Below are 19041 nucleotides of genomic sequence, written 5' to 3' on the forward strand. Positions count from 1 at the left end.
TTCACCATTAACAGGTAACACCTTATTGCGTAACGAGCTCTGGTTGTAAATAGCTAAGCAACATATGCTCGAAAACAGCCTCATTTAAATCTAATTCTTCTAAACTAGCTGCTTTTAGCAACGTACGGGTATTTTGCGAATCAAACTCAATGGAACGTGATAAATACTCCTCAAACACTCTCATCTTTTCATGTAACATAAGTTCTTCCTTTGTCAATTCATACTCGCCATCAATTGAGCCAATTTCTAAATTGGGAAATTGTAAAGTCTTTTTAATAATGTTAAAGACTGTCTGATTTGAGAGTGGATTTGGATTCGTTATGTTATAAATGGTTTCTTTTTCTCCGTGTTCAGAGGCAACGGCCAGAACGTCTGCAACATAATCAACAGGTACAAGATTTGAATTCGTCTCACTCGCAAACACGACTCGAAACGATTTAGTCTTGTAAAAATCATTCTTTGAAATTATACGCTTCATCATGCGTATCCCTTTTAAAAGACCATATAACGCAAAATTTGTGTCAGCTTCCCCTGTCTTTGTATCACCAATGATAATTGCTGGTCTCATGATCATCGTTTCGAAATCGTTTTTATAAGAAAAAACAACTTCTTCACCAACCGCCTTGCTTTGTTCATAGTAATTAACAAACTCTTGCTCTGTCGAATAAAGCTGTTCGCGTCCGATTACCCCTTTTCCTACCGTATATGCCGTGCTAACGTAAATAAACTTCCGCACGCCTATGCGTTTTGAAAATTCCAGTACATTGCGAGTTCCATCAACATTAACGGAAAACGTCTCTTTTTTCATCTCTTCATCAAATGACAATAATGCAGCCATATGATAAACCGTATCTATTTTATTTTCCATCACATTGATTACCGTATGATCCTTCACGAGTGATGGATTTGTTATATCACCATAAACAGCAACGATTTGCTGTTTTTCAATCGCTGTATTTCCTTTCAGCAATCCTGCAAACTTTTTTTCATTACGCACTAATACGTATAAAAAGTGGCCTTGTTTAATTAATTTTGATATTAATTTCTTCCCTAGAAAACCTGTAGCACCTGTTAAAAATATATTCATCCTTCTCTCAACTCCATAGATAGGTTGGTAAACCTTTTCTAGTATATCATTAAGAAAAAAATGAAAAATACAGCCACCATCCATTGAAAAGTCTCTTCGTGACTGGTATGAAAGCATTTCTTTTATGAATGTTGAAATTTTTTAAGGGCTGCCTCAAAAAATTCTCCACATAACCTTCACATTTTTGGGTAATAAAGTAACAAACATCATTAAAAATGGCAAAATATAACTATTATAAAATAACTAAATCGCAGTTTGAACTTCCAGTGATGATCGTTAGTGATTTATCCTTCGATCTTATCAATGTACTAAAGTCATTCCTTCTCCCCAAAAAACCTGCCTATCAGCACGGAAACGTACTAAACGACAGGAACCTTTTTCTCCACGTTGTAAATCACTTGTAAAAATAGCTGAACTTAAACCATGTTCAGTATCATTGGCAAATTTCTATTACTTCTCCCCTCCGTCCACTCTCCATTTATATAGCTCTTGTTCATACTCTCAAAGTTTTGGAATTAATTCACCCTTTTCAATCCGTATTTTAAACACGCTTACATAATTATGAATTACGTACATGGATTGATATAATAAGGGGAGAAACTTCCCTTAATTAGGAAATGGCACTAAAAAAAGTTGAATTAGAAGGAAAAATTCCCGCTAATTACTTTATATACATGATAATTTGATTTCTGTGTATGTTTAAAGGGAAAAATTCCCCTTATTTATCCCTAATCTAGCTATATTTTTCAGTTTAAAGGGAAAACATTCCCTTATTTTAAGGTACCTCTGAAGAAAAATTCGTATACTGACAAAATCAATTTTTACAATCCTCCTCATTGCGTACATTGTTTTACAAATTCTGAACAATGCTTTCTGATATTTTAACTTAAATATCCAAATCCTTCTCTTTTACATTAGAATTCACGTAGCAAATCACATCAAATTCACAAGAAGGAAATATTTATTTACACCTATGTGAATAGGTGTGCGAATGACTGTGTGATTTTACATCTATTCAAGTAATGAACATTGATATAACAACAAAAAAACACATGTGATTTCTCCGTGAAATCGCATGTGTTTTCGTTTGTGAATGGCTTGTTTGCACCTCTGAAGTAAACCCGTTAAGATTACTAGAGTGTTTTTTCGAATTCAAACAGATAAAGTAAAGTATCTATCACCATCGGTAAAAATCGATAACTAAAACAATTCAATCTGCTCTTGCTCCCCAATACGAAGCAGTGCATCTGGATCGTTATCTTGAAAATATGCTGTTCGGATTTGCTTCTCTTTTGTCATGATTTGTTTGCCTGCTTGTCCGGTTTGGCGCAGTCTGCAGCTATAAATGACAGGGAAATAATCACGCAAAAACTTTCCTTCTGCATGAGCAGTTAAGGCAATAATTTGAAAGCCTAGTTGTTCAGCAATAAAAAAGACTGGTTGAAGTACATGTTCACTTGATGCCTTTCCGAATGGATTATCGACAATAACGGTTCTGCTTCGCTTTTTTGATGGGCGAATGTCCAGTCGTTTTTCGGCAACATAATTTAATAAACCTAAAAACAGCGTCATATTCTTGCTCCACTTTTCACCGCCTGACCAGTTGTTGGTCGTTTCCCAAACGTACCGTCTTGATGTGACGGACTTGTTATTTGTAACTTTTCGACAAAGAACCGAAAGTTGTTGTTGCTTGGTGACGATGTGTAAAAGTTGGCGAGAGTGAAGGGCTTGTTCTACTTCTTGCTGAACCTTCGCTGTGTTCTCTTTGCCTTCTACATCCTGAAATCGTTCTGTGTCTAATCTGTTTGCAAGAGATTGAATGTATTGTCGTAAGTCTTGTTTGGCTTCATGCTCATTCCACTCCGGAATTGAGAAATCAAAGATTGTCTTAGACGAATCGTCTACTTTAACTCTTGTATTCTTTGGAATTGTTTTTAACTCTTGAACAATCTTGACAATATGGGTATACATTCGATGAATGAATTGTTCAATTTCCTCGTCTTCTTTCTTCATATTCGCTTCGGCTACTTGGACCGCACGTGTTAACGTCTCGGTCATCCTCGTTTGGAATTCAACGATTTGATCATAACTTACGTACAAATTAAGTCCGCTAACGGTACGCTCCTGTAACTTACGGTTTGTAATAAAATCTCGGCAAAAATCCTTCAGGTTGTCCCTCTCTTTTGAAAGAAGTGATTGAAGTTCTTCCACGTTCTTTAACTGCTTTAACAAAGTTCCCTCAATGTCTTTGAACAACTTTTTCGAGTTATAAGGCAACGTTAATCGAACATTTTGATCAAGTGGTTGTTCTTCGACTGTTGGTGCCAGAAATTCATGTTTCACATTTAGCTTGTCATACTCCTGAACAATCTCTTCTACTTGTTTTTGTTCGGTTTCAGTTTCTTGCTTCTTTTTCTCTAATTGATATTTCCGTTGCTGAAGGTCCTTTTTTTCTTCAACTAGTTCATCTTTGACAGTCGGGAGGGCTTGCGCAAACGATAGAATCTCTTCTTCAGCAAACCGTTTTAAAAACTCTTCTAGCTCCCTCTCCCAATCTCGTTCCTGCTTGGATTTAGCATCACGAACTGTATCGAACTTCTCTTGTTCCTTCTTAATGACAATCTCAAGATCACGCTTCTTGATTTCTAAACTCTTCAAACGCTCTTCCCCGTCAATTGGAAACCGTAGTGACTCATCTAATAGGTCAAATTGTCGATGAAGTGAGGCTATTTCCGCTTCAGCTCGTTCTACCCTTTCTTTTTGACTTTTCATTTGTTGCTCAAGTTGAGTTCGTTCTACCGATAGTTTGTTTAACTGCTGTAAAATAACGTGTTGCTCTTGTTTTAATTGAAAGATGCGTTTATCCGTAAACAAGGGTTTTGTAATATGTTTTGTTTCCTTAAAAAGATCTTGTGCTTCAATCTCTATTCGCATATTCGTTCGTTGGTCGTTTATTTCCTTTACGACTTCTATTAGTTCTTGCTCAAGGTGAGAAACAGAACGATCCAACTGTTCTTTCTTTTTCAACTGTTTCGCTCGCTCGTCGCGTTCGTTGTTGATCTTTCTCACCAGTTCATGTACCTCTTTTTCACGGTCTACGTATGATTGGCAAGTAGTAAGCAATTGATTGATTTGTTGGAACGTTGACTCATGATCTCTCATTTGCTCAGCCTGGTTTGAGAGTTTTTCTCGAATCTCGTGCAACTGTGTACTTAATAACTGACTTCTTTTCTTCTTCCTGTTCTTTAGCTTTTTTTAATTCTTGTATTTCTTGAACGACCTCTTGATAATCCGCAAGAGTATGTTGGTCATAAAATACCTTCAATTGGTTGTAGACCGTTTTCCATTTTTCAAGTGTCGCTTCAGCCTCTATCCGTTCCTCTTTGATCAGAGTCGCTTGAGCCAAAAGCTGCTCTTTCCACTGTTGAAACACTTCCGCGTTAAGATTACGCTCCCAGTGCTTCGGTTGAATCGTATCCCAATGTGGTGTTTGTTCAAGTAAGGCATGGGCTTCATCATTTGATAAAACAATAATCGGAAACTGCATTTCTGCTTGAAGCTTGTTGATTCGCTCGATTAAATGTGACTTTTCCTCTGTTGTTGTAATAAGCGAGATTGGCCAATAATGTTGGTTTTGCATCGAATGAAGTTCAACACCAGTATGTTTTAAAAATTCAACTCCAGTAGCTAAATAATGGAACTGATTCTTCCAGTTTTGCATCGCATCATAAATGATTCGATCTGCAAAAAATGTTGGAATTTCCTGATAATCATCTACAAAACGGTAGGCTACACGTTCTCTTTTTAACAATTGCTCCTTCTTGTCCGCAAGCTGTTTCATTTGATCACTCATTTGCCCTAGCAATGTTTCTTGCTGGGTAAAAAGAGAAGCAATCAACTCAAATCGACGATCAAGAAAACGAAGCTGTCCTTTCACCTCATCATGCTGTGCTTCCATTTGCTCTTTAATGGATTCTACCCTTGTTAGATCGCTTCCTACAGTTACGAGCTTCGCCTGTAGTGCTTCGCGTTCCCTTGTCTTTTCTATTGCTTCTTGATCAAGTTTTTTATTGGAGGTTTTTAATTTCGTGATGGATTCATCAAGCGTTTGAGCTTCAAGAGACCATCTTTTTTGAACATCGTGAATCGTTTCCTTTTCTAAGTCTAAATTAAGTTTGTCTGCGAGTTTAGCAAGCTGATCTTGCCAATCATCAAGCCTGCTTTCTAGGATCCCACATGACTTATCAAGTTCGAGCCAAAGCTTTGTTTCCTTTTCTAGTTGATCTTTTTCTGTGTTAAGTAAGTTCTCTTGCGTTCTGCGTTCATGTTCTAGTTCGTTAGCTTCTTTATCAAATTGTTCTTTTAATGTGATAAAATAACCACGGATTTCACGTTCATTTCTCTCAAGTTGACCTTTTAGATCATCAACATCTAATTCTTGATCGAGCCGATCTATTTGCAACTTAAGAACCGTTAATTGATCATTGCCATTATCCCTATCTTTTTTGTGCAACGCTAAACGTATCGATTGATACATTCGTTCCGCTTCCGCTCTCTTTTCCTTTTCACGATCAAGAGATTCTTTTACTTGGTCAAGCTGTTCCTGTTTATGAGCTAACTTCTCTTTAGCGACTGCAATTTGAAAGGAACGTTGTTTTTTCTCATGAGCAATGAGTAACTTTTCCAATTGATGGACTTCTGCTTCTATTGATTTCATTGTTAACTCAACTTGTTCAAGACGCTTCTGATAAAAAAGGGAATAGGCTTTTCCAGTACGTTTTTCGTTTTCATACACATCCAACGCCCTTTTTTTCGCGCAAAAACATCTACATAGTGCTCGAGCTTTTCTTGTATCAATTTATTTTCCTGTATCGTCTCTTGAAACTGTTGATACTCCTTGAACCCTTTCCGTCTCGTTGAAAAGGTGTCCACAAACGAATCCCCATCATTGGCTGCCAATGCGTTTTCAACTGTCGGAATTAACAGCTGCTCAAAAAGTTGCTTTGATGTTTTGCATTGGTCAAAATAAGCCTCAACTCCACCTTCAGCACTGTTGATTTTTACAATATTTTCCCATTCTTTTGTAATAATCCCATAGTGATCTTCAATATGCTCTTTAAAACTCGTTAATGTGTCAAACAGCTCGCCACTTGAAGATGTACGCCCTTTATAATAATCATGAATTTCACCTTTTCCTGCTGGTCTCTTCCCGTCTGAGGACTCTTGAACAAATGGAATTTCAGCCAGACTATTCGGATCATTTTCACGATATTCATCAACAAACCGGTAGGAGTCGACCTTGTCTTGTCCTAAAAACAAAGAGACCGCTGTCACCGCATATCGCCTTGGTTTATCCGATACAATCCATTCAATGCCTACATGTGCTGGACCTTCCTCTAGCTTGAGCGTTTCTTTGATTTTTCGATCTGCCAGCGATGTATGTGGGAGAATCGCTTGCAGAGCTGTTTGAATGAAAACCGTTTTCCCGCCTCCATTTTCAAGTAAAATCGCCCCATTTTCTCCATCAAAGTGAAACATGTCATCATTGTAGCGCTTATTTCCATCTTCGTAGATTACATTCGTAAAACGAATTTTAGAAATGGCCGGCATTAGTCCTCCTCCTCTTCCTTGTATTCATGCTGATAAAGAAAATCAAGTATCCCGCGATTGTACTCATAATCCATGAAGTAACTTTGGACAATTGTTTTCGCTTTTTCAGTTAGGCGTAGCTCGCCGTTTCCAATCTCCATGACAAGTTCTTGATCTTTTAAAAAACGTTGCACCGAATCGATAAAGCTCAGCCGCGATTGAGTTTGACCGGATTGACGTTTCGCTGTTTCTTTATAATCGTCTAGGCTATCCCATTTTTCGACGATTTGAATCCAATTGTACGAGTATTCATGCTCTAGCTCTTTCAATTGTTCTAAGTCATGTTCTTTCAAAAAGTCAATCCGTTTCGTAACAGCTCTTACCCAATCATCGATTTGAATGAAATCACGTGTTGCTTCTCGTGTAGCGTAACTATCATAAAATTCACCAAAAAGAACAAGCGTTGCCAAATACATTGTGTAAATATCCGCGTTTGTTGCATTGCTTTTTAAATATGTTTTTTTCATTGTTTCATTTGTTATATGAAAAGGAGACAACTTAGTCGTGGGAACAAGATACAATCGATCCCCTGCTGCAACCACTTTGCAATCCACTTCCTCCGCATATGCTTCAACTAATCTTCGAATCTGACTTTCCGAGCTATATTCCTCAAATGTTTCCCCTTCAACGAATCCATTCCTTGTTAGCTCCCTAAACACAGTAAACGCCCGCATGACGACACTTTCTTCTAGTAACATCTTACTCCTCCAATCTAATCAACATATTTTGAATAGAATAGCGCTCGGTCACCTGAAGTAAATCCGGTAATTCTTCAACATAGAGTGTCTTTCCCCCTAAAATTTCCATCACTTCTGTTAAAACATACTGCGCTTGACTTTGTTCATCAAACGACTGATCTTGAACAAGCGGAGACCGTTGATGCAACACTAGAAAGAATTCATAAAACATACGCTCGTGTAAGACATCGGCCTGTCCCTCGGTTCGTAAAAAGGAGAGAAAACTCGTTAATTCGCGAACTTCGTTTGACTCATACCATTCCATTAATAACGTCATATATTTCTGATAAATCTCTCTTTGATAACTGACATAAAGCTGTTCTTCATCCTCATTTTCTAAGCCGAGGAACGTTGTTTGTTTTTCCTGTTCATTGTCCTGATTTGTCACCACCTGTTTCTCAAACAGAGACAGCATCGACCAAACCTTTGTTTGTTCAATACCAAGAAAAGGAGCAACCATTCCTTTCATCGTTTCCACCGCAGCAGGGGAATTTAACATACGAGCCGTGATATCCTGCTGAAAATTAAAGGAGTCTACTCCAGCATAGTATAATGATTCTTGTGCCGCTTTTAATGCCGTTTGTTTAAGATGTACGCTCTTATTTAATAAACCACCATGTTCAGCATGAACAAGCTCTAGTTCTTTACTAATTTTCAAAAGTAAGGTGTACGCTTTCCGTTCTTTCTTATCGTTATCTTGATAATACAGATGGTTTCTAGTTTCCGTAACAAAATCTGCTAATTCATCAAATTCATCGTTCTCTCTTGTCAGTCTTCCATAAATGTCATTAAGAAGTGTTTCATATCTTGCAAAGGTTTCATCAGAAACAATATTTCGTTTGATTTCAAGTTCAATTTTTGTGATTCGTTCATACAGTGTTTCTACATCAATTCTCATTTCGTTGATTTGTCTCAGTGCGCCTTTAAATTCGCCCTTTTCCAACTGCTTCCGGAGCATTAATTGATGAATGGACAATTGAAACTCACTGTAAAATTCTCGTGTCGCAAACAGTAATTCAAGTCCATCTTCATCGAGAGCATAGTATTGAACACCCTCTTTAAAGTCATTGTCGCGAATATAGGAAAACTGTATCTCTTCTTCTGCACGTGTTTCCCAATTATAAAAATGGACCGTTCGCTTTTTCCCCATCGTCGGTCGAAACGTCTGGATTAATTTTCTAGCAATACTTTCATATATTTCCTTTGAAAGTGAAAAACGTTCCATTGTCATCTCTTCTAAAAATTGTGCTACATCAACCGTTCCAATCTTTTGATTTCGGATTAATTTATGCTCATAAAAAATAACAGCATTAACAATCCGAAATCTTTCATTGGAAGAACTTGATTATTCTGATCCTTTTGTTGCATGCGCTCCAATTCATAAAGTGGATCAAATAAGGCAATTCGCCTCATCCTCTCTTTATATCCTTGGACTAGATCGATTACATCAAAATCTCTCATCACCAATTCCTCCATAAGTCTTGTAGCACATTTGTTTTCAATACTTCCTGAGGCAAGTAATGTCCTTTTTCAAACATCTCACGGACCTTTTGTTTATCCTCATCACTCATATATTTCAAAAAATTTGCGAGGGCTTGTTCAACTCGACGGTGATTTCTTTTCCCAGCGACTGATGCATATGTTAAACAGGCAGAATAAAAAGGGATGGCAGGTCGAGCATCTATACTCTCTGAAAGCTCCGACCAAATGTTAATCCCTTCTAAATCAAGGTCTCCAAAATAATAAAAGTGGTGCTGACCTGTTAACGGAACTTGTTCATGAAAATGGTCCATTCCTCGTAGGATCTTTCGCCCTGAACCATAAATTAACGTTGTAAATTCCGTATCACGTAAAGCTGGCAACAACCCTTGATACGTCGTTTTGTTTTCAACGATAAGATGAAAATGAATTGAATTTTCCCTTTTCGATACATCAACAGCAAGCATCAACGGATCTGCGACAGGAATGACTCGCATCTCGTCCCATAAGCTAATTCGTTTTAAAAGTTCAACTCCACTACCATCTGTCATCCATTTTTCATCACCGATTAGCTCAAAGCTACGTTCAGGTGCTGGAACTCGATCCTGCGGCAAATTGTTTTTTTGAAGGTATTCACTAATTTTTTGGAGGTAAGGTTGATCTTGTTCAAATTGCACAGGGGGAAGTTGAAAATATCGATCAAGTTGAATGCGCTTGTGTAAAACGGAGCGGGCACGTTGAAGCCGATTGAAATGTTCATCTTTTAAAATCGCTTGGTTGATTCGATAGGAATAGGCAAGTTGTGGCTTCTTAATGGTTCTTCCTTTTGCTTTCACACATTCAAGAATTCCATCTTCTTCTAGCTCCAAAATCAACTCAGCAAAATGTAGATACGATTTACCTTCACCTTGTGCGATATTCTCTAACTCTTCTAAAGCAATCGTCTTTCTTGAATAAGAGAGCAAGTACGATGTAATAACTTCTTTCATATGTAACGTCCTTTCCTAGGGACTATTCGACAAAAACTCACTTTTGTCTCATTATAGCATCATTTTTTGAAAGTACATATGCAATAGGAATCATTTGTTGCATCCATTAAATATGAAGGCATAGAAAGAGGTAGAGCTTTTTTCGGTTGCTCTACCTTTTATACTTGCTTTCAGCTCCCTTCACTCACGGGATTGAGTGATTTACCTTTCGATCTTACATGTTTATACTCGACAGGCCACCACCTTCATCAAAAAAAGTTCCTGTCACCAATTACAAAGTAACTCTGGTAGACAAGAACACTTTCTAATTACAGAACGGATCACGTAACTTCTAACATAAAGATGCTAAATCAAAGCACCCGTCTTCAAGGAAGTCATCTCCTTAATTGAGGAACCAGTAAAAGAAAAATAAGCGGAAGTTTTTCCGCTAAATGCAGATTAGAGCTCGTTTTGGGAAAATTAAGGGGAGTTTTTCCACCTATACAAAGCAAATAACCTATTTTTTTAAGTTGTTGAGGCAAATAAGAGGATTTTCTCCCTCTATTTAAGATATTTTCAGTGCCATTTACTAATTAAGGGGAATTTTTCCTTCTATTTATTAAGTCAAAGTGTCTTACTTGATTTCCTAACCGATAAGAGCGAACTCTCACTGTCCCAGATGCGGGAAGCAGCATCTTTTTATCGACTAGTTGAGAAAGTACTTTTCTAACCGTCTTGCCACTTAGCTTCAAATGCTTCTCGACTTTTATAGGGGAAATGGCTTCCCCACTTGAAATCGCTAGCCGAAGTACTTCCTTTTCGACCAAGGACAAAGTAGTATGGTCAAGTTCATCCCCCAGCCATCGGCCAATCGCTTGCTGAATAATTTGTTGGCATCGACGAGGCTTCTCTTTAACTTGGTCATATGAAAAGCGAATTACGGTCCATCCGTCAATCACCAACTGGTTTTGGCGTTCTAGGCTGTCGGAAAATTGCCATCTGCTTATATTCTGTAAGTGAGGGCCGTACCCATCAATCTCAAGGCAAATCTGGATGGCAGGACGAATATAAGCAAAGTCTAAGTACCTTTTGCCATCCTTGAAATCATTAACCTCATATTCTGGATGCAGATACCGAAAGTGGTGAAATAAGGGCCACCACACATGCTTCAAAAACAACATCTCAGCATGTTTGTGACCTTCCTGTAAGCGACGCAACCGTTCACCTGTTCTTGCCTGTAAGTGTTCATTGATAAAGGTCTGATATTCTTCTTCAAATCCCATAGCATCCCTCATCCTATCCAATGGTCATGTCTTTTAAGGAACCTAAAATTTTGAACTTCAGAAAGTTTTTAAAGGTAACAAGTATTAATGCGAATGAAAAAATTTTTTAATTGGAGGCAAATAAAGAATTGTAGAATAGTTAATAAAAAGTAAAGAAGAATTTGAGGATATAACTATTTTTAGTTTAATAGAATGATTAAATTTGTCAATCTATTCTCTTTATATATCGGTAATACTACCCTTATAATTTCCAAAGCGTTAGGAGAAGTTATAACCTTAGCCTCCCCAACCTTAAGGAGAGGCATTGGGCTATAACTCATTTACTTATGACGCGGATCATCTCAACACAAACTCAGTCCGGCTATGCCCTTCCTTCGTCTTCTTCACTTCTAATGTTGCAGGCAATGCATTTTTCAACTCTTGAACATGAGAAATGACTCCAATCATCCGACCTGACTTTTGTAAATCAATCAGCGTATCAATCGCTTTATTTAACGACTCCTCATCCAATGAACCAAAGCCTTCATCAATGAACATCGTATCAATGGAAATACCACCTTGATAACTTTGAATCACATCGGACATTCCAAGAGCTAGACACAAAGAAGCATTAAACTTCTCCCCACCTGATAACGTTTTAACATCGCGGGTTTGCCCGGTGTAGGCATCAAACACATCAAGGCCTAGTCCGCTTTGCTTGCCGTGGCTTTCCTGTCTTTCACTACGAATTAACTGGAATTGACCATTTGATAAACGGCTTAATCGCTCATTCGCTGAGATAATAATGTGCTCAAGGAATTCAATTTGTAAATACCGCTCAAACGAAATTTTCATGCCATTTTGTCCGCGAACGACATCATACAGATCCGTGATGACCGTAAGCTGTCGTTCGATTTCTGCTACGCTTTTTTCTGCTTCTAAAATATTTGTTTTTAAATCTAGTGTTTGTTGATGGTATTGTTGAACCTTTCGAACGGTATCATTTGCCTTTTCTAACGTTTCTTTTAACTGCTCGAGTTCCGTTTGCAGTGCTTCTAAATCCGATTTCGTTTTTTCTTTTAACGATTCCTGTAACTCGAAAACTTGCTGCTTGATTGTAGCTAAGCTACTCGTAAACTGTTCTATTTCTTTTTTTAGTTGCTGACGATCAGCTTCTTGCAGCTTCGCCTGTCGATACAGTTCTTCTGAAGAAAAGCCGGCTTTTTCTAAAGCATCTATGAATTGTTTTTCTGCCTTCTCTGTCTTTTGAATGCTTTCTTCTACTTGTGACTTGGCACTCGCTTCTTCTGTGCGAGCTTTTGTTTCTGCTTCTTTGGCGAGTTGCAGTTGATTCTGCGCATCTTCCCACTCTTTTTCTAGTTTCGTTTGGAGGGCTTTTGTTTCCACTATTTTTTGTTCCAAAACAGAAAGAACCCTAACCTCTTCCGGAACATGACTGATTTGTTCCTCATAGACGGCTTTCTTTGATTCAAAAGATGTTTTCCGTTCATGAAATTCCTTTTCTATTTCCTCTTTATTCGTATCTAGTTGTCCTAAAGCATCTTCATGTGCTTGAACAGTTTTTCTTATTTGAATCAGTTGTTCTCGCTTTTTCTTTAAATCACTAACTTCGCGCTCGAACTCTTTCAGTTTTTCAACCAACTTTTGATAGGTAAGTTCCACATTCGACATATCGACGCCTATCTTAGCAATCTCATCTGCCTTTTCCGTAAGCTGATCTTGTACCGTTTTTAATTGCGCAACCGTATCGCGGTAAGTACCATACTCAGAATCCAGCTCCACTTTCGCCTTTTGATAGTCTTCTTTTGAAGGAACGGAATCCTGATCGGTCGCTTTATTCGGGTGCTCATCACTTCCACAAACGGGACACGGTTTCCCGTCGTGAAGATGTGTTGCTAGAATACTAGCTTGTCCCATCACCCAAGCTTCTTCGATCGCATCGTATCGAGCCTTTTTCAAGTTGTATGCTTGCTTTTTTTCGGTATGCTCGATCTCCAGCTTTGTTTGCTTATTTTTCACCTGCAAAAATTCTTGAAGAATTCTCACATGATCTCGTACCTCTAGCAGAGTTTGTTGTTTATCTGCAAATTGATCAACAACTTCTTCCATCTCTTTCATTTGCTTACTAAGTTGTTCCTTTGAATCTTTTTCATTCTTGATTTGAACGTTAATCTTCGTGAGATTAACTTCTAATTCTTCGACTTGCTTTTCTAGAGACATAAGCTCTTTTTTGTTCAAATCGATGTCTTGAACCGTTTGTAACAGCTCGGTGTATTGGTCTAACGATCTTGTTGTATTTTCTCGATCTACTTTCTTTTCTTTTTCCCGTTCATACGTTTGATCAGCCATTGTCAGCTGCTTTCCTGCTTTTTCAAGCGCTACTTCTGCATTTATCAGCTTTTGTTTCTTATTCTTCTCATCTTCACGCCATTCGTTCACTTGCGTTTCATATACTTCTACAGTCGTAGCACGCTCCGCCTCTTCAAGCTTTCGTTCTTTCTTCTTAAAAAGTGGTTCTTGCTCTGTTAGGCTGTTAAGTTGACTTTCTTTTTCCTCTAGCCTCGTAAATTCACCATTCATGAATTCAGCCTTATGAAACGCTTCGAGCTTAGTGTTATACACAACAGTCGCGCTTTCTAATTCCTTTTTCTTATTCAGAATTTCACTCTCGTAAAAAGTAGATTCATCCTCTAAACCTGAGACAATTTGATTCGTGTTGTGGTGCTGCTGCGAGAGAACTTCAAAAAGGTTCGATCCTTCACGATCTGGCAGTACAGCACTTATATCCGCGATAAACCGTTCCATTGTTTGTGATTTACGTTTAAACTCCTCGTCTTTTGCTTTTCTCTTTTCATTTAGACGTTCACTAATCCAGCGGTATGGTTCGGTACGGAAAATTTTACGGAGAATTGCCTCTTTGTTTTCTGTTTGCGAAGTTAATAGCTTTCGAAATTCACCTTGTGGCAGCATGACAATTTGGCTGAATTGATCCTTCGTCAGTCCTACTAACGCTTCAACTTTTTTATTAATCTCTGAAACAATTTGACGGTCGACACAAGGGACTTCCTCCCCGCCCACTATTTCATAAAACTCATTTTTCTCACCTGTTTTTCCTTTGTTTCCCTTTTTTTGATGAGCTAGCTGCCTGAGGATACGAAAATGCCTGTTATGCAAAGTGAATTCAAAGTCAACAGCCGTATGAACATCATCATCGGCAAAATCACTTCGCATTGACTTTGAATCGCTTCGGTCCTCTCCACTCGCGGACCCATAAAGAGCAAAACAAATCGCATCAAAAATGGTTGTCTTTCCGGCACCCGTATTTCCTGAAACAACAAATAATTTGTGCTCCTTTAAGTCTGCAAAATTAATGACTTCTTTATGTTTGTATGGTCCCATGGCTGTGATCGTGATTTTAATTGGTCTCATTTGTCCCTCTCTCCTTTCTTTAGTTTTTTACGACTGTTTTAGTTTGTTTTGGTTGTTCGCTTTCATCCTGAAGAAGCTCTTGAAGAACACTCTGAAAAATGGCTTCTGTTTCCTCCGTTACCATCGTCTCTTTCACTTCTTGATAAAACGCTCGAAAAAGAGAGAGGTCATCCATTTTATGACGTTCTTGTCTTTCCAGTTCCGTTCCATCTGCTTTTGTTCGGATTTGAATGTTTCGCTCAACATGCATCGCATTCGGGTATACCGAACGAATTTTTTCCATCGGGGATAGAATAGGCGTTTCATCTAACAAGCGAACGAACACGTAATCCTCATTGTTTGGATGTGTTAACAACTCTTCCATTGTCGCTTCAACTGTTCTTATGTCACGCCGTGGCTGTAACAACCGTTTCTCTAGTGTGACCTTTCCTTCACCGTCAAGTTCAACAATATAAAAGCCTTTTTTGTGGCGTTCCTCTGAAATAGAGTACTTTAGAGGAGAACCAGCATATTGAATCGTCTCATTTGAGACAAAATGAGCTTGGTGCAAATGACCTAAAGCCGTATAGTGAAATTTCGAAAAATGAATGGAATCAACGTGTTCAGCCCCACCGATGGCAAGAGGACGTTCTGAATCACTTGTATTCTCCTTCTCTTCCCCACGTGGTGTTACAAAAGCATGTCCAACAAAAACGTGACGCGCTGCTGGATTCATGTTTGCAGCAATTTCTTCAGTGATTTTTTTCATAGCTTCATTATGTGTCCGAATGTCCTCATCACCAAAAGCATGTTTAACAACACTTGGATCCGCATACGGAACAAGATGGAAATGAACTTCGCCATGTTCATCTTTTAATACAATCGGATTCACGGTATTTGAAATTTGGCCGACAATGTGGCAGCCGTTTGCTTTCATAATATTCGTAGCAAAATTGACACGACTAGGGCTATCGTGATTTCCTCCGATCGCTAACACAGGCGTTTTCAGCTTTAAGACAATCGTCTCAAGTACTTCGTCTAACAAAGTAACCGCCTCCGTTGGCGGAACAGCGCGATCATACAAATCGCCGGCTATCACTACTGCATCTGGCTTTTCCTCTTCAATTGCTTGAACAAAACCTTCGAGAATATGACGCTGATCCTCAGTCATATAGACACCCTGTACAAGCTTGCCTAAATGCCAATCAGCTGTATGAAAAAATTTCATTGAACCTCTTCCTTTCTCTAGTAAGTGATTATCTATTTGCGTAAATTCTTGTTTTATGAGTCCTCTATCCTGTAATGCTATCATACTCAAGGAACGTTAGGTACCTATAGAAATAACCATTGTAACAAGGTATGAGCACCTTAATGCATGTAGAGGTATGGATGTACCAATTCGATTTGCTACTACCATTGCAGGTAATGAATAGAACGGGCTCTCGCTAGAAAAGCGAGAACCGTTGCCTAGTCTTACATTTCATCTCTAGTGTGCTGTAAAACAACTTCTACTATTTCCTCCGGTGAATCGACAAGGTAGTCAGGATTTTGTTCAAGTACAAGCTCTTTACCATCATAGCCCCAACTTACCCAAATGATTTTTACACCCGCGCCCTGACACGCCAAAATGTCTCGTTGCTCATCCCCTACATAAATCACTTCTGATGTTTTTAATTGATGGTCTTTTAGAAATTGGCGTATCATCTGATCCTTGCCGAAGATCGCCTTTGAACTCATAATCTTTTTGACATTTTTCACAGAATTTCGTTGCAATACATCTTTGATTACATCTTCAGAGTTTGAGGAAAGAATAACAATATTGTACCCTTTTCTTTCTAATAGATCGAGCATCTCTTTTATCTTTGGATACAAGCTAATCTCTTTTGAATATTTGCGAAAAAAACGATAAAAGTCTGGCAGGATAAAGGGTGTTTTTACGATCGGGAAATTCAAGTATTTCATTCTTTCAAAGATTGATAACTTTCTAAGTGAACTCAAATCCTCTCGACTTATTTTGCGAAATTTAAATTTGTCGGCTAAAGCATTCCATGCAGAGATAAATACCGTTCTAGAATCGGCAAGCGTTCCGTCAAAATCGAAAATTACATAGTTACGCATTTAATTTCTCCTCGCCCTAATTCAGTAATGAATCAGACATGAATCGAATATTCGTTGTCCTAAGCTACTTTATGATATTACGTCTCACTAAAAAATGTACCCCATTCCTCCAAAAATAAGCATTAGCTGAGTGATCCTTATCGGCTACATGGACGAGACTCCCATCCCTACACCTTTCTTTTAACAGCTTATCGAACTCTTCACTAGACACAGGAGGACTGTAAAAATAACCTTGTCCATAATCACAACCATACATGTTTAAAAAATCTACTTGATCTTGATTCTCAATTCCTTCAGCGACGAGGTGAAATTGTAGGTTTTTTCCCATTTCGATAATCGTTTTTACTAAAGCTGCTTATTACTATTTACAAACATATCATCAAGGAAGGACTTATCAATTTTCACTGTGTCAATGGGTAATTTATTTAAAACACTTAAAGAGGAATAAGGAATAACTTCTGTGGAAGTCACTAGATTTTCGCGTGAAAAAAGTAGGTGCTTAGGCAGTTTCTATATATTCTATAATACCTAGTATTCCTTCAATTAACTAGGGTTTAAATACAGATGTAAAATTAGGAAGTTCTCTCTCATTTGTGAGATCCCCTTTTGATAGACTTCTACATTGTGGATCATTTGCCACACTCTAATTACTAGGCAACAAAGAGAGAGGAGATCATTAATTATGATCTCCTCTCTAAATCTCACTACAAATCAATGCTTTCTTCGACTTGATTTGTTTCAATTAATCGCATCATTTTCATATCTGCACCGGTTACGTTTACATCATACGATGAATGAAAGGTTTTGTATTTGGCTGTACCGTCATTGTAATAAATCGTGTACTGCTCAAACGTGTGGACAATATACATCATCGCTTTTTCTCTCGACTGAACGTACCTCAACCCCGTGGAAGTCTTCCTTAATCCCTCTTCGTTCAAGATAATCAATGTAATCTGATGCCTCTTTTTTATAGGTTGCCGCTGCAGGATCTATCATATTAACGACGATCGAGAAATCCCTTTGATTAATGGCCTCTACAGACGTTGTTAAGTAATCGTCTAAAAACCGACCGAATTCAGCTATTGACGGTTCTCGGACTTGAGACAGCGAAGCAAAAAGTGGGGTCGACTCTAGTTGTTCTTTTTGTTCAGATACATTGATGTCTAAATCTTTTAAGTGAGTGCTGTTTAATCCATTTCGCGCAGACCAATCTTGAACGGTCCACTTCTGACTAGTTGTCTCATATTTCAATCTATATTCATTCGTCTGCGTGCTTTCTTGTAGTGACATAGAATATCCGTTTTGTACATAATCCTCTATCCATTTTTCTTGTACGTCTACCCGAACAAACCAATCATCCCCTACCTGCTCTAGAATGAAAGAATCTACATCCACCACAACCTCGCTCAAATAACCAAGATAATCCCAGCTTGAATTCATCAATTCATAAAAAGCAGCTACAATATAGTCGGATGCAGAATCTAATCGACCTTCAGATTGAAAAGCAAGAGCAGAGGAAAAATTCAACAGATGGTGCCGAAGACTTTCCATGATCCCATCTTTTTGTTCACTACTCAACTCAAGATTAGCTGTTACCATCTGTTCATGAAGACTCAAAACAGAACTATGGATTGTTCCAAAAGGTGTTTCCTTCTCAAGTTTCAATGACATTGATCCATCCAACAACACAGGTCCAATCGTTCCACCTTCGTTCCTAGTTATAGACTCACCATTTAAAAATACATTTGGTTGCTCCACGTTCGTTTCGACCGTGACATAAACGCATCAAAAAAGATGTCTATCCATTGCTCCCCAAAATGACTTACTTCTGTTTCTTGTTCTAACTCGATAAAATCATTCGATAAGATTGCTTTTATGATAATAACCTGGTAAGATGGAACCAAGTTTAAACCCGTTATCGACAGCTTTAGAAGAAATTTCTTCTCCATTAAGAAAAAAACGTATATCTCCTTGATCAGTATGAACCATTAGAGGAAACGACTGCAGAACAAACTCATAACGATTAAAAAGAAAAAAGTGCTTCCCTCGCTGTTGAAACAAAATCAGGCGATCTTCCCCAAAGTCGACTTCATTTTGCTCTTCAGAAGACCTCTCTTTTTGAAATGAAGATGTCCGAACAGTTTCAGTAAGTTCATCCAACAATTGCTCTTTCTTGTCAGGATGTTCATGCAAATAATCCAATAGGTATTCGACATGCTGATTAGTTATCTCATTACCTTCGGACACTAAAAATCCCGAAACAGACTCCATATCCCTTTCCTCCACTGACTCAGTAAAAGCTGTTATCATGT

The 19041-nt window shown here is 38.2% G+C and carries 15 protein-coding genes and 2 pseudogenes; all 17 read right to left on the reverse strand.

Annotated elements, in window-relative coordinates:
* Window positions 1-22: 22 nt before the first annotated feature.
* Window positions 23-1087 carry an SDR family oxidoreductase gene (locus tag JCM9140_RS05920; protein ID WP_034743802.1) on the reverse strand — a complete coding sequence of 355 codons (1065 nt, stop codon included), beginning with the start codon at window positions 1085-1087 and terminating at the stop codon, window positions 23-25.
* Between the two features lie 1200 nt (window positions 1088-2287).
* On the reverse strand, window positions 2288-4249 hold the full coding sequence (locus tag JCM9140_RS22365) for a coiled-coil domain-containing protein (protein WP_156314804.1): 1962 nt from the start codon (window positions 4247-4249) through the stop codon (window positions 2288-2290).
* A 4-nt stretch (window positions 4250-4253) separates the two neighbouring features.
* Window positions 4254-5882 (reverse strand): coiled-coil domain-containing protein, encoded by a 1629-nt coding sequence (locus tag JCM9140_RS05930; protein WP_034743672.1) that lies wholly within the window; start codon window positions 5880-5882, stop codon window positions 4254-4256.
* Complete coding sequence (locus JCM9140_RS05935) at window positions 5807-6697, reverse strand: hypothetical protein (RefSeq protein WP_034743675.1); 891 nt, start codon at window positions 6695-6697, stop codon at window positions 5807-5809. Before JCM9140_RS05935 ends, JCM9140_RS05930 begins: the two co-directional genes overlap by 76 nt.
* Window positions 6697-7434, reverse strand: a complete 738-nt coding sequence (locus tag JCM9140_RS05940; protein WP_034743678.1) for a DUF6063 family protein — start codon at window positions 7432-7434, stop codon at window positions 6697-6699. Before JCM9140_RS05940 ends, JCM9140_RS05935 begins: the two co-directional genes overlap by 1 nt.
* 1 nt (window position 7435) lies before the next feature.
* A complete protein-coding gene (locus tag JCM9140_RS05945; RefSeq protein ID WP_235715290.1) occupies window positions 7436-8698 on the reverse strand; it encodes a replicative DNA helicase in 1263 nt (420 codons plus the stop codon).
* 56 nt (window positions 8699-8754) lie between these two features.
* Window positions 8755-8934: a hypothetical protein gene (locus JCM9140_RS24400; RefSeq protein WP_235715291.1), complete on the reverse strand. Its 180-nt coding sequence runs from the start codon at window positions 8932-8934 to the stop codon at window positions 8755-8757.
* A complete protein-coding gene (locus tag JCM9140_RS05950) occupies window positions 8934-9941 on the reverse strand; it encodes a Wadjet anti-phage system protein JetD domain-containing protein (protein WP_034743681.1) in 1008 nt (335 codons plus the stop codon). Before JCM9140_RS05950 ends, JCM9140_RS24400 begins: the two co-directional genes overlap by 1 nt.
* Window positions 9942-10513: 572 nt before the next feature.
* Entirely contained in the window at window positions 10514-11203 is a 690-nt protein-coding gene (locus JCM9140_RS05955) for a putative endonuclease domain-containing protein (RefSeq protein ID WP_034743684.1), read from the reverse strand.
* 336 nt (window positions 11204-11539) lie between these two features.
* Window positions 11540-14632, reverse strand: a complete 3093-nt coding sequence (locus JCM9140_RS05960) for an SbcC/MukB-like Walker B domain-containing protein (protein WP_034743687.1) — start codon at window positions 14630-14632, stop codon at window positions 11540-11542.
* A gap of 19 nt (window positions 14633-14651) precedes the next feature.
* Window positions 14652-15839 carry an exonuclease SbcCD subunit D gene (locus JCM9140_RS05965; protein ID WP_034743689.1) on the reverse strand — a complete coding sequence of 396 codons (1188 nt, stop codon included), beginning with the start codon at window positions 15837-15839 and terminating at the stop codon, window positions 14652-14654.
* Window positions 15840-16084: 245 nt separating this feature from the next.
* Window positions 16085-16729, reverse strand: coding sequence for an HAD-IIIA family hydrolase (locus tag JCM9140_RS05970; protein ID WP_034743692.1), 645 nt, complete (start codon window positions 16727-16729; stop codon window positions 16085-16087).
* A gap of 64 nt (window positions 16730-16793) precedes the next feature.
* Window positions 16794-17069 (reverse strand): annotated as a pseudogene (locus JCM9140_RS25130) (EAL domain-containing protein); the annotation flags it as partial.
* Between the two features lie 364 nt (window positions 17070-17433).
* A complete protein-coding gene (locus JCM9140_RS25490) occupies window positions 17434-17601 on the reverse strand; it encodes a TcaA NTF2-like domain-containing protein (protein ID WP_156314806.1) in 168 nt (55 codons plus the stop codon).
* Complete coding sequence (locus tag JCM9140_RS05980) at window positions 17576-18328, reverse strand: YvbJ-related protein (protein WP_464388464.1); 753 nt, start codon at window positions 18326-18328, stop codon at window positions 17576-17578. The genes JCM9140_RS25490 and JCM9140_RS05980 overlap by 26 nt, the downstream gene beginning before the upstream one ends.
* 18 nt (window positions 18329-18346) lie before the next feature.
* Window positions 18347-18496 (reverse strand): annotated as a pseudogene (locus tag JCM9140_RS25495) (TcaA 3rd/4th domain-containing protein); the annotation flags it as partial.
* A gap of 87 nt (window positions 18497-18583) precedes the next feature.
* Window positions 18584-19039 carry a TcaA second domain-containing protein gene (locus JCM9140_RS05985; RefSeq protein WP_439644274.1) on the reverse strand — a complete coding sequence of 152 codons (456 nt, stop codon included), beginning with the start codon at window positions 19037-19039 and terminating at the stop codon, window positions 18584-18586.
* Between the last annotated feature and the right edge of the window lie 2 nt (window positions 19040-19041).

The sequence above is a fragment of the Halalkalibacter wakoensis JCM 9140 genome (assembly GCF_000513095.1).
Lineage (GTDB): Bacteria > Bacillota > Bacilli > Bacillales > Bacillaceae_D > Halalkalibacter > Halalkalibacter wakoensis.

Coding starts and splice junctions, on each gene's coding strand:
- JCM9140_RS05920 (WP_034743802.1), bottom strand. CDS start 1,087: ATGAATATATTTTTAACAGGTGCTACAGGTTTTCTAGGGAAGAAATTA.
- JCM9140_RS22365 (WP_156314804.1), bottom strand. CDS start 4,249: ATGAGAGATCATGAGTCAACGTTCCAACAAATCAATCAATTGCTTACT.
- JCM9140_RS05935 (WP_034743675.1), bottom strand. CDS start 6,697: ATGCCGGCCATTTCTAAAATTCGTTTTACGAATGTAATCTACGAAGAT.
- JCM9140_RS05940 (WP_034743678.1), bottom strand. CDS start 7,434: ATGTTACTAGAAGAAAGTGTCGTCATGCGGGCGTTTACTGTGTTTAGG.
- JCM9140_RS05945 (WP_235715290.1), bottom strand. CDS start 8,698: ATGGAACGTTTTTCACTTTCAAAGGAAATATATGAAAGTATTGCTAGA.
- JCM9140_RS24400 (WP_235715291.1), bottom strand. CDS start 8,934: ATGAGAGATTTTGATGTAATCGATCTAGTCCAAGGATATAAAGAGAGG.
- JCM9140_RS05950 (WP_034743681.1), bottom strand. CDS start 9,941: ATGAAAGAAGTTATTACATCGTACTTGCTCTCTTATTCAAGAAAGACG.
- JCM9140_RS05955 (WP_034743684.1), bottom strand. CDS start 11,203: ATGGGATTTGAAGAAGAATATCAGACCTTTATCAATGAACACTTACAG.
- JCM9140_RS05960 (WP_034743687.1), bottom strand. CDS start 14,632: ATGAGACCAATTAAAATCACGATCACAGCCATGGGACCATACAAACAT.
- JCM9140_RS05965 (WP_034743689.1), bottom strand. CDS start 15,839: ATGAAATTTTTTCATACAGCTGATTGGCATTTAGGCAAGCTTGTACAG.
- JCM9140_RS05970 (WP_034743692.1), bottom strand. CDS start 16,729: ATGCGTAACTATGTAATTTTCGATTTTGACGGAACGCTTGCCGATTCT.
- JCM9140_RS25490 (WP_156314806.1), bottom strand. CDS start 17,601: ATGATGTATATTGTCCACACGTTTGAGCAGTACACGATTTATTACAAT.
- JCM9140_RS05980 (WP_464388464.1), bottom strand. CDS start 18,328: ATGGTAACAGCTAATCTTGAGTTGAGTAGTGAACAAAAAGATGGGATC.
- JCM9140_RS05985 (WP_439644274.1), bottom strand. CDS start 19,039: ATGATAACAGCTTTTACTGAGTCAGTGGAGGAAAGGGATATGGAGTCT.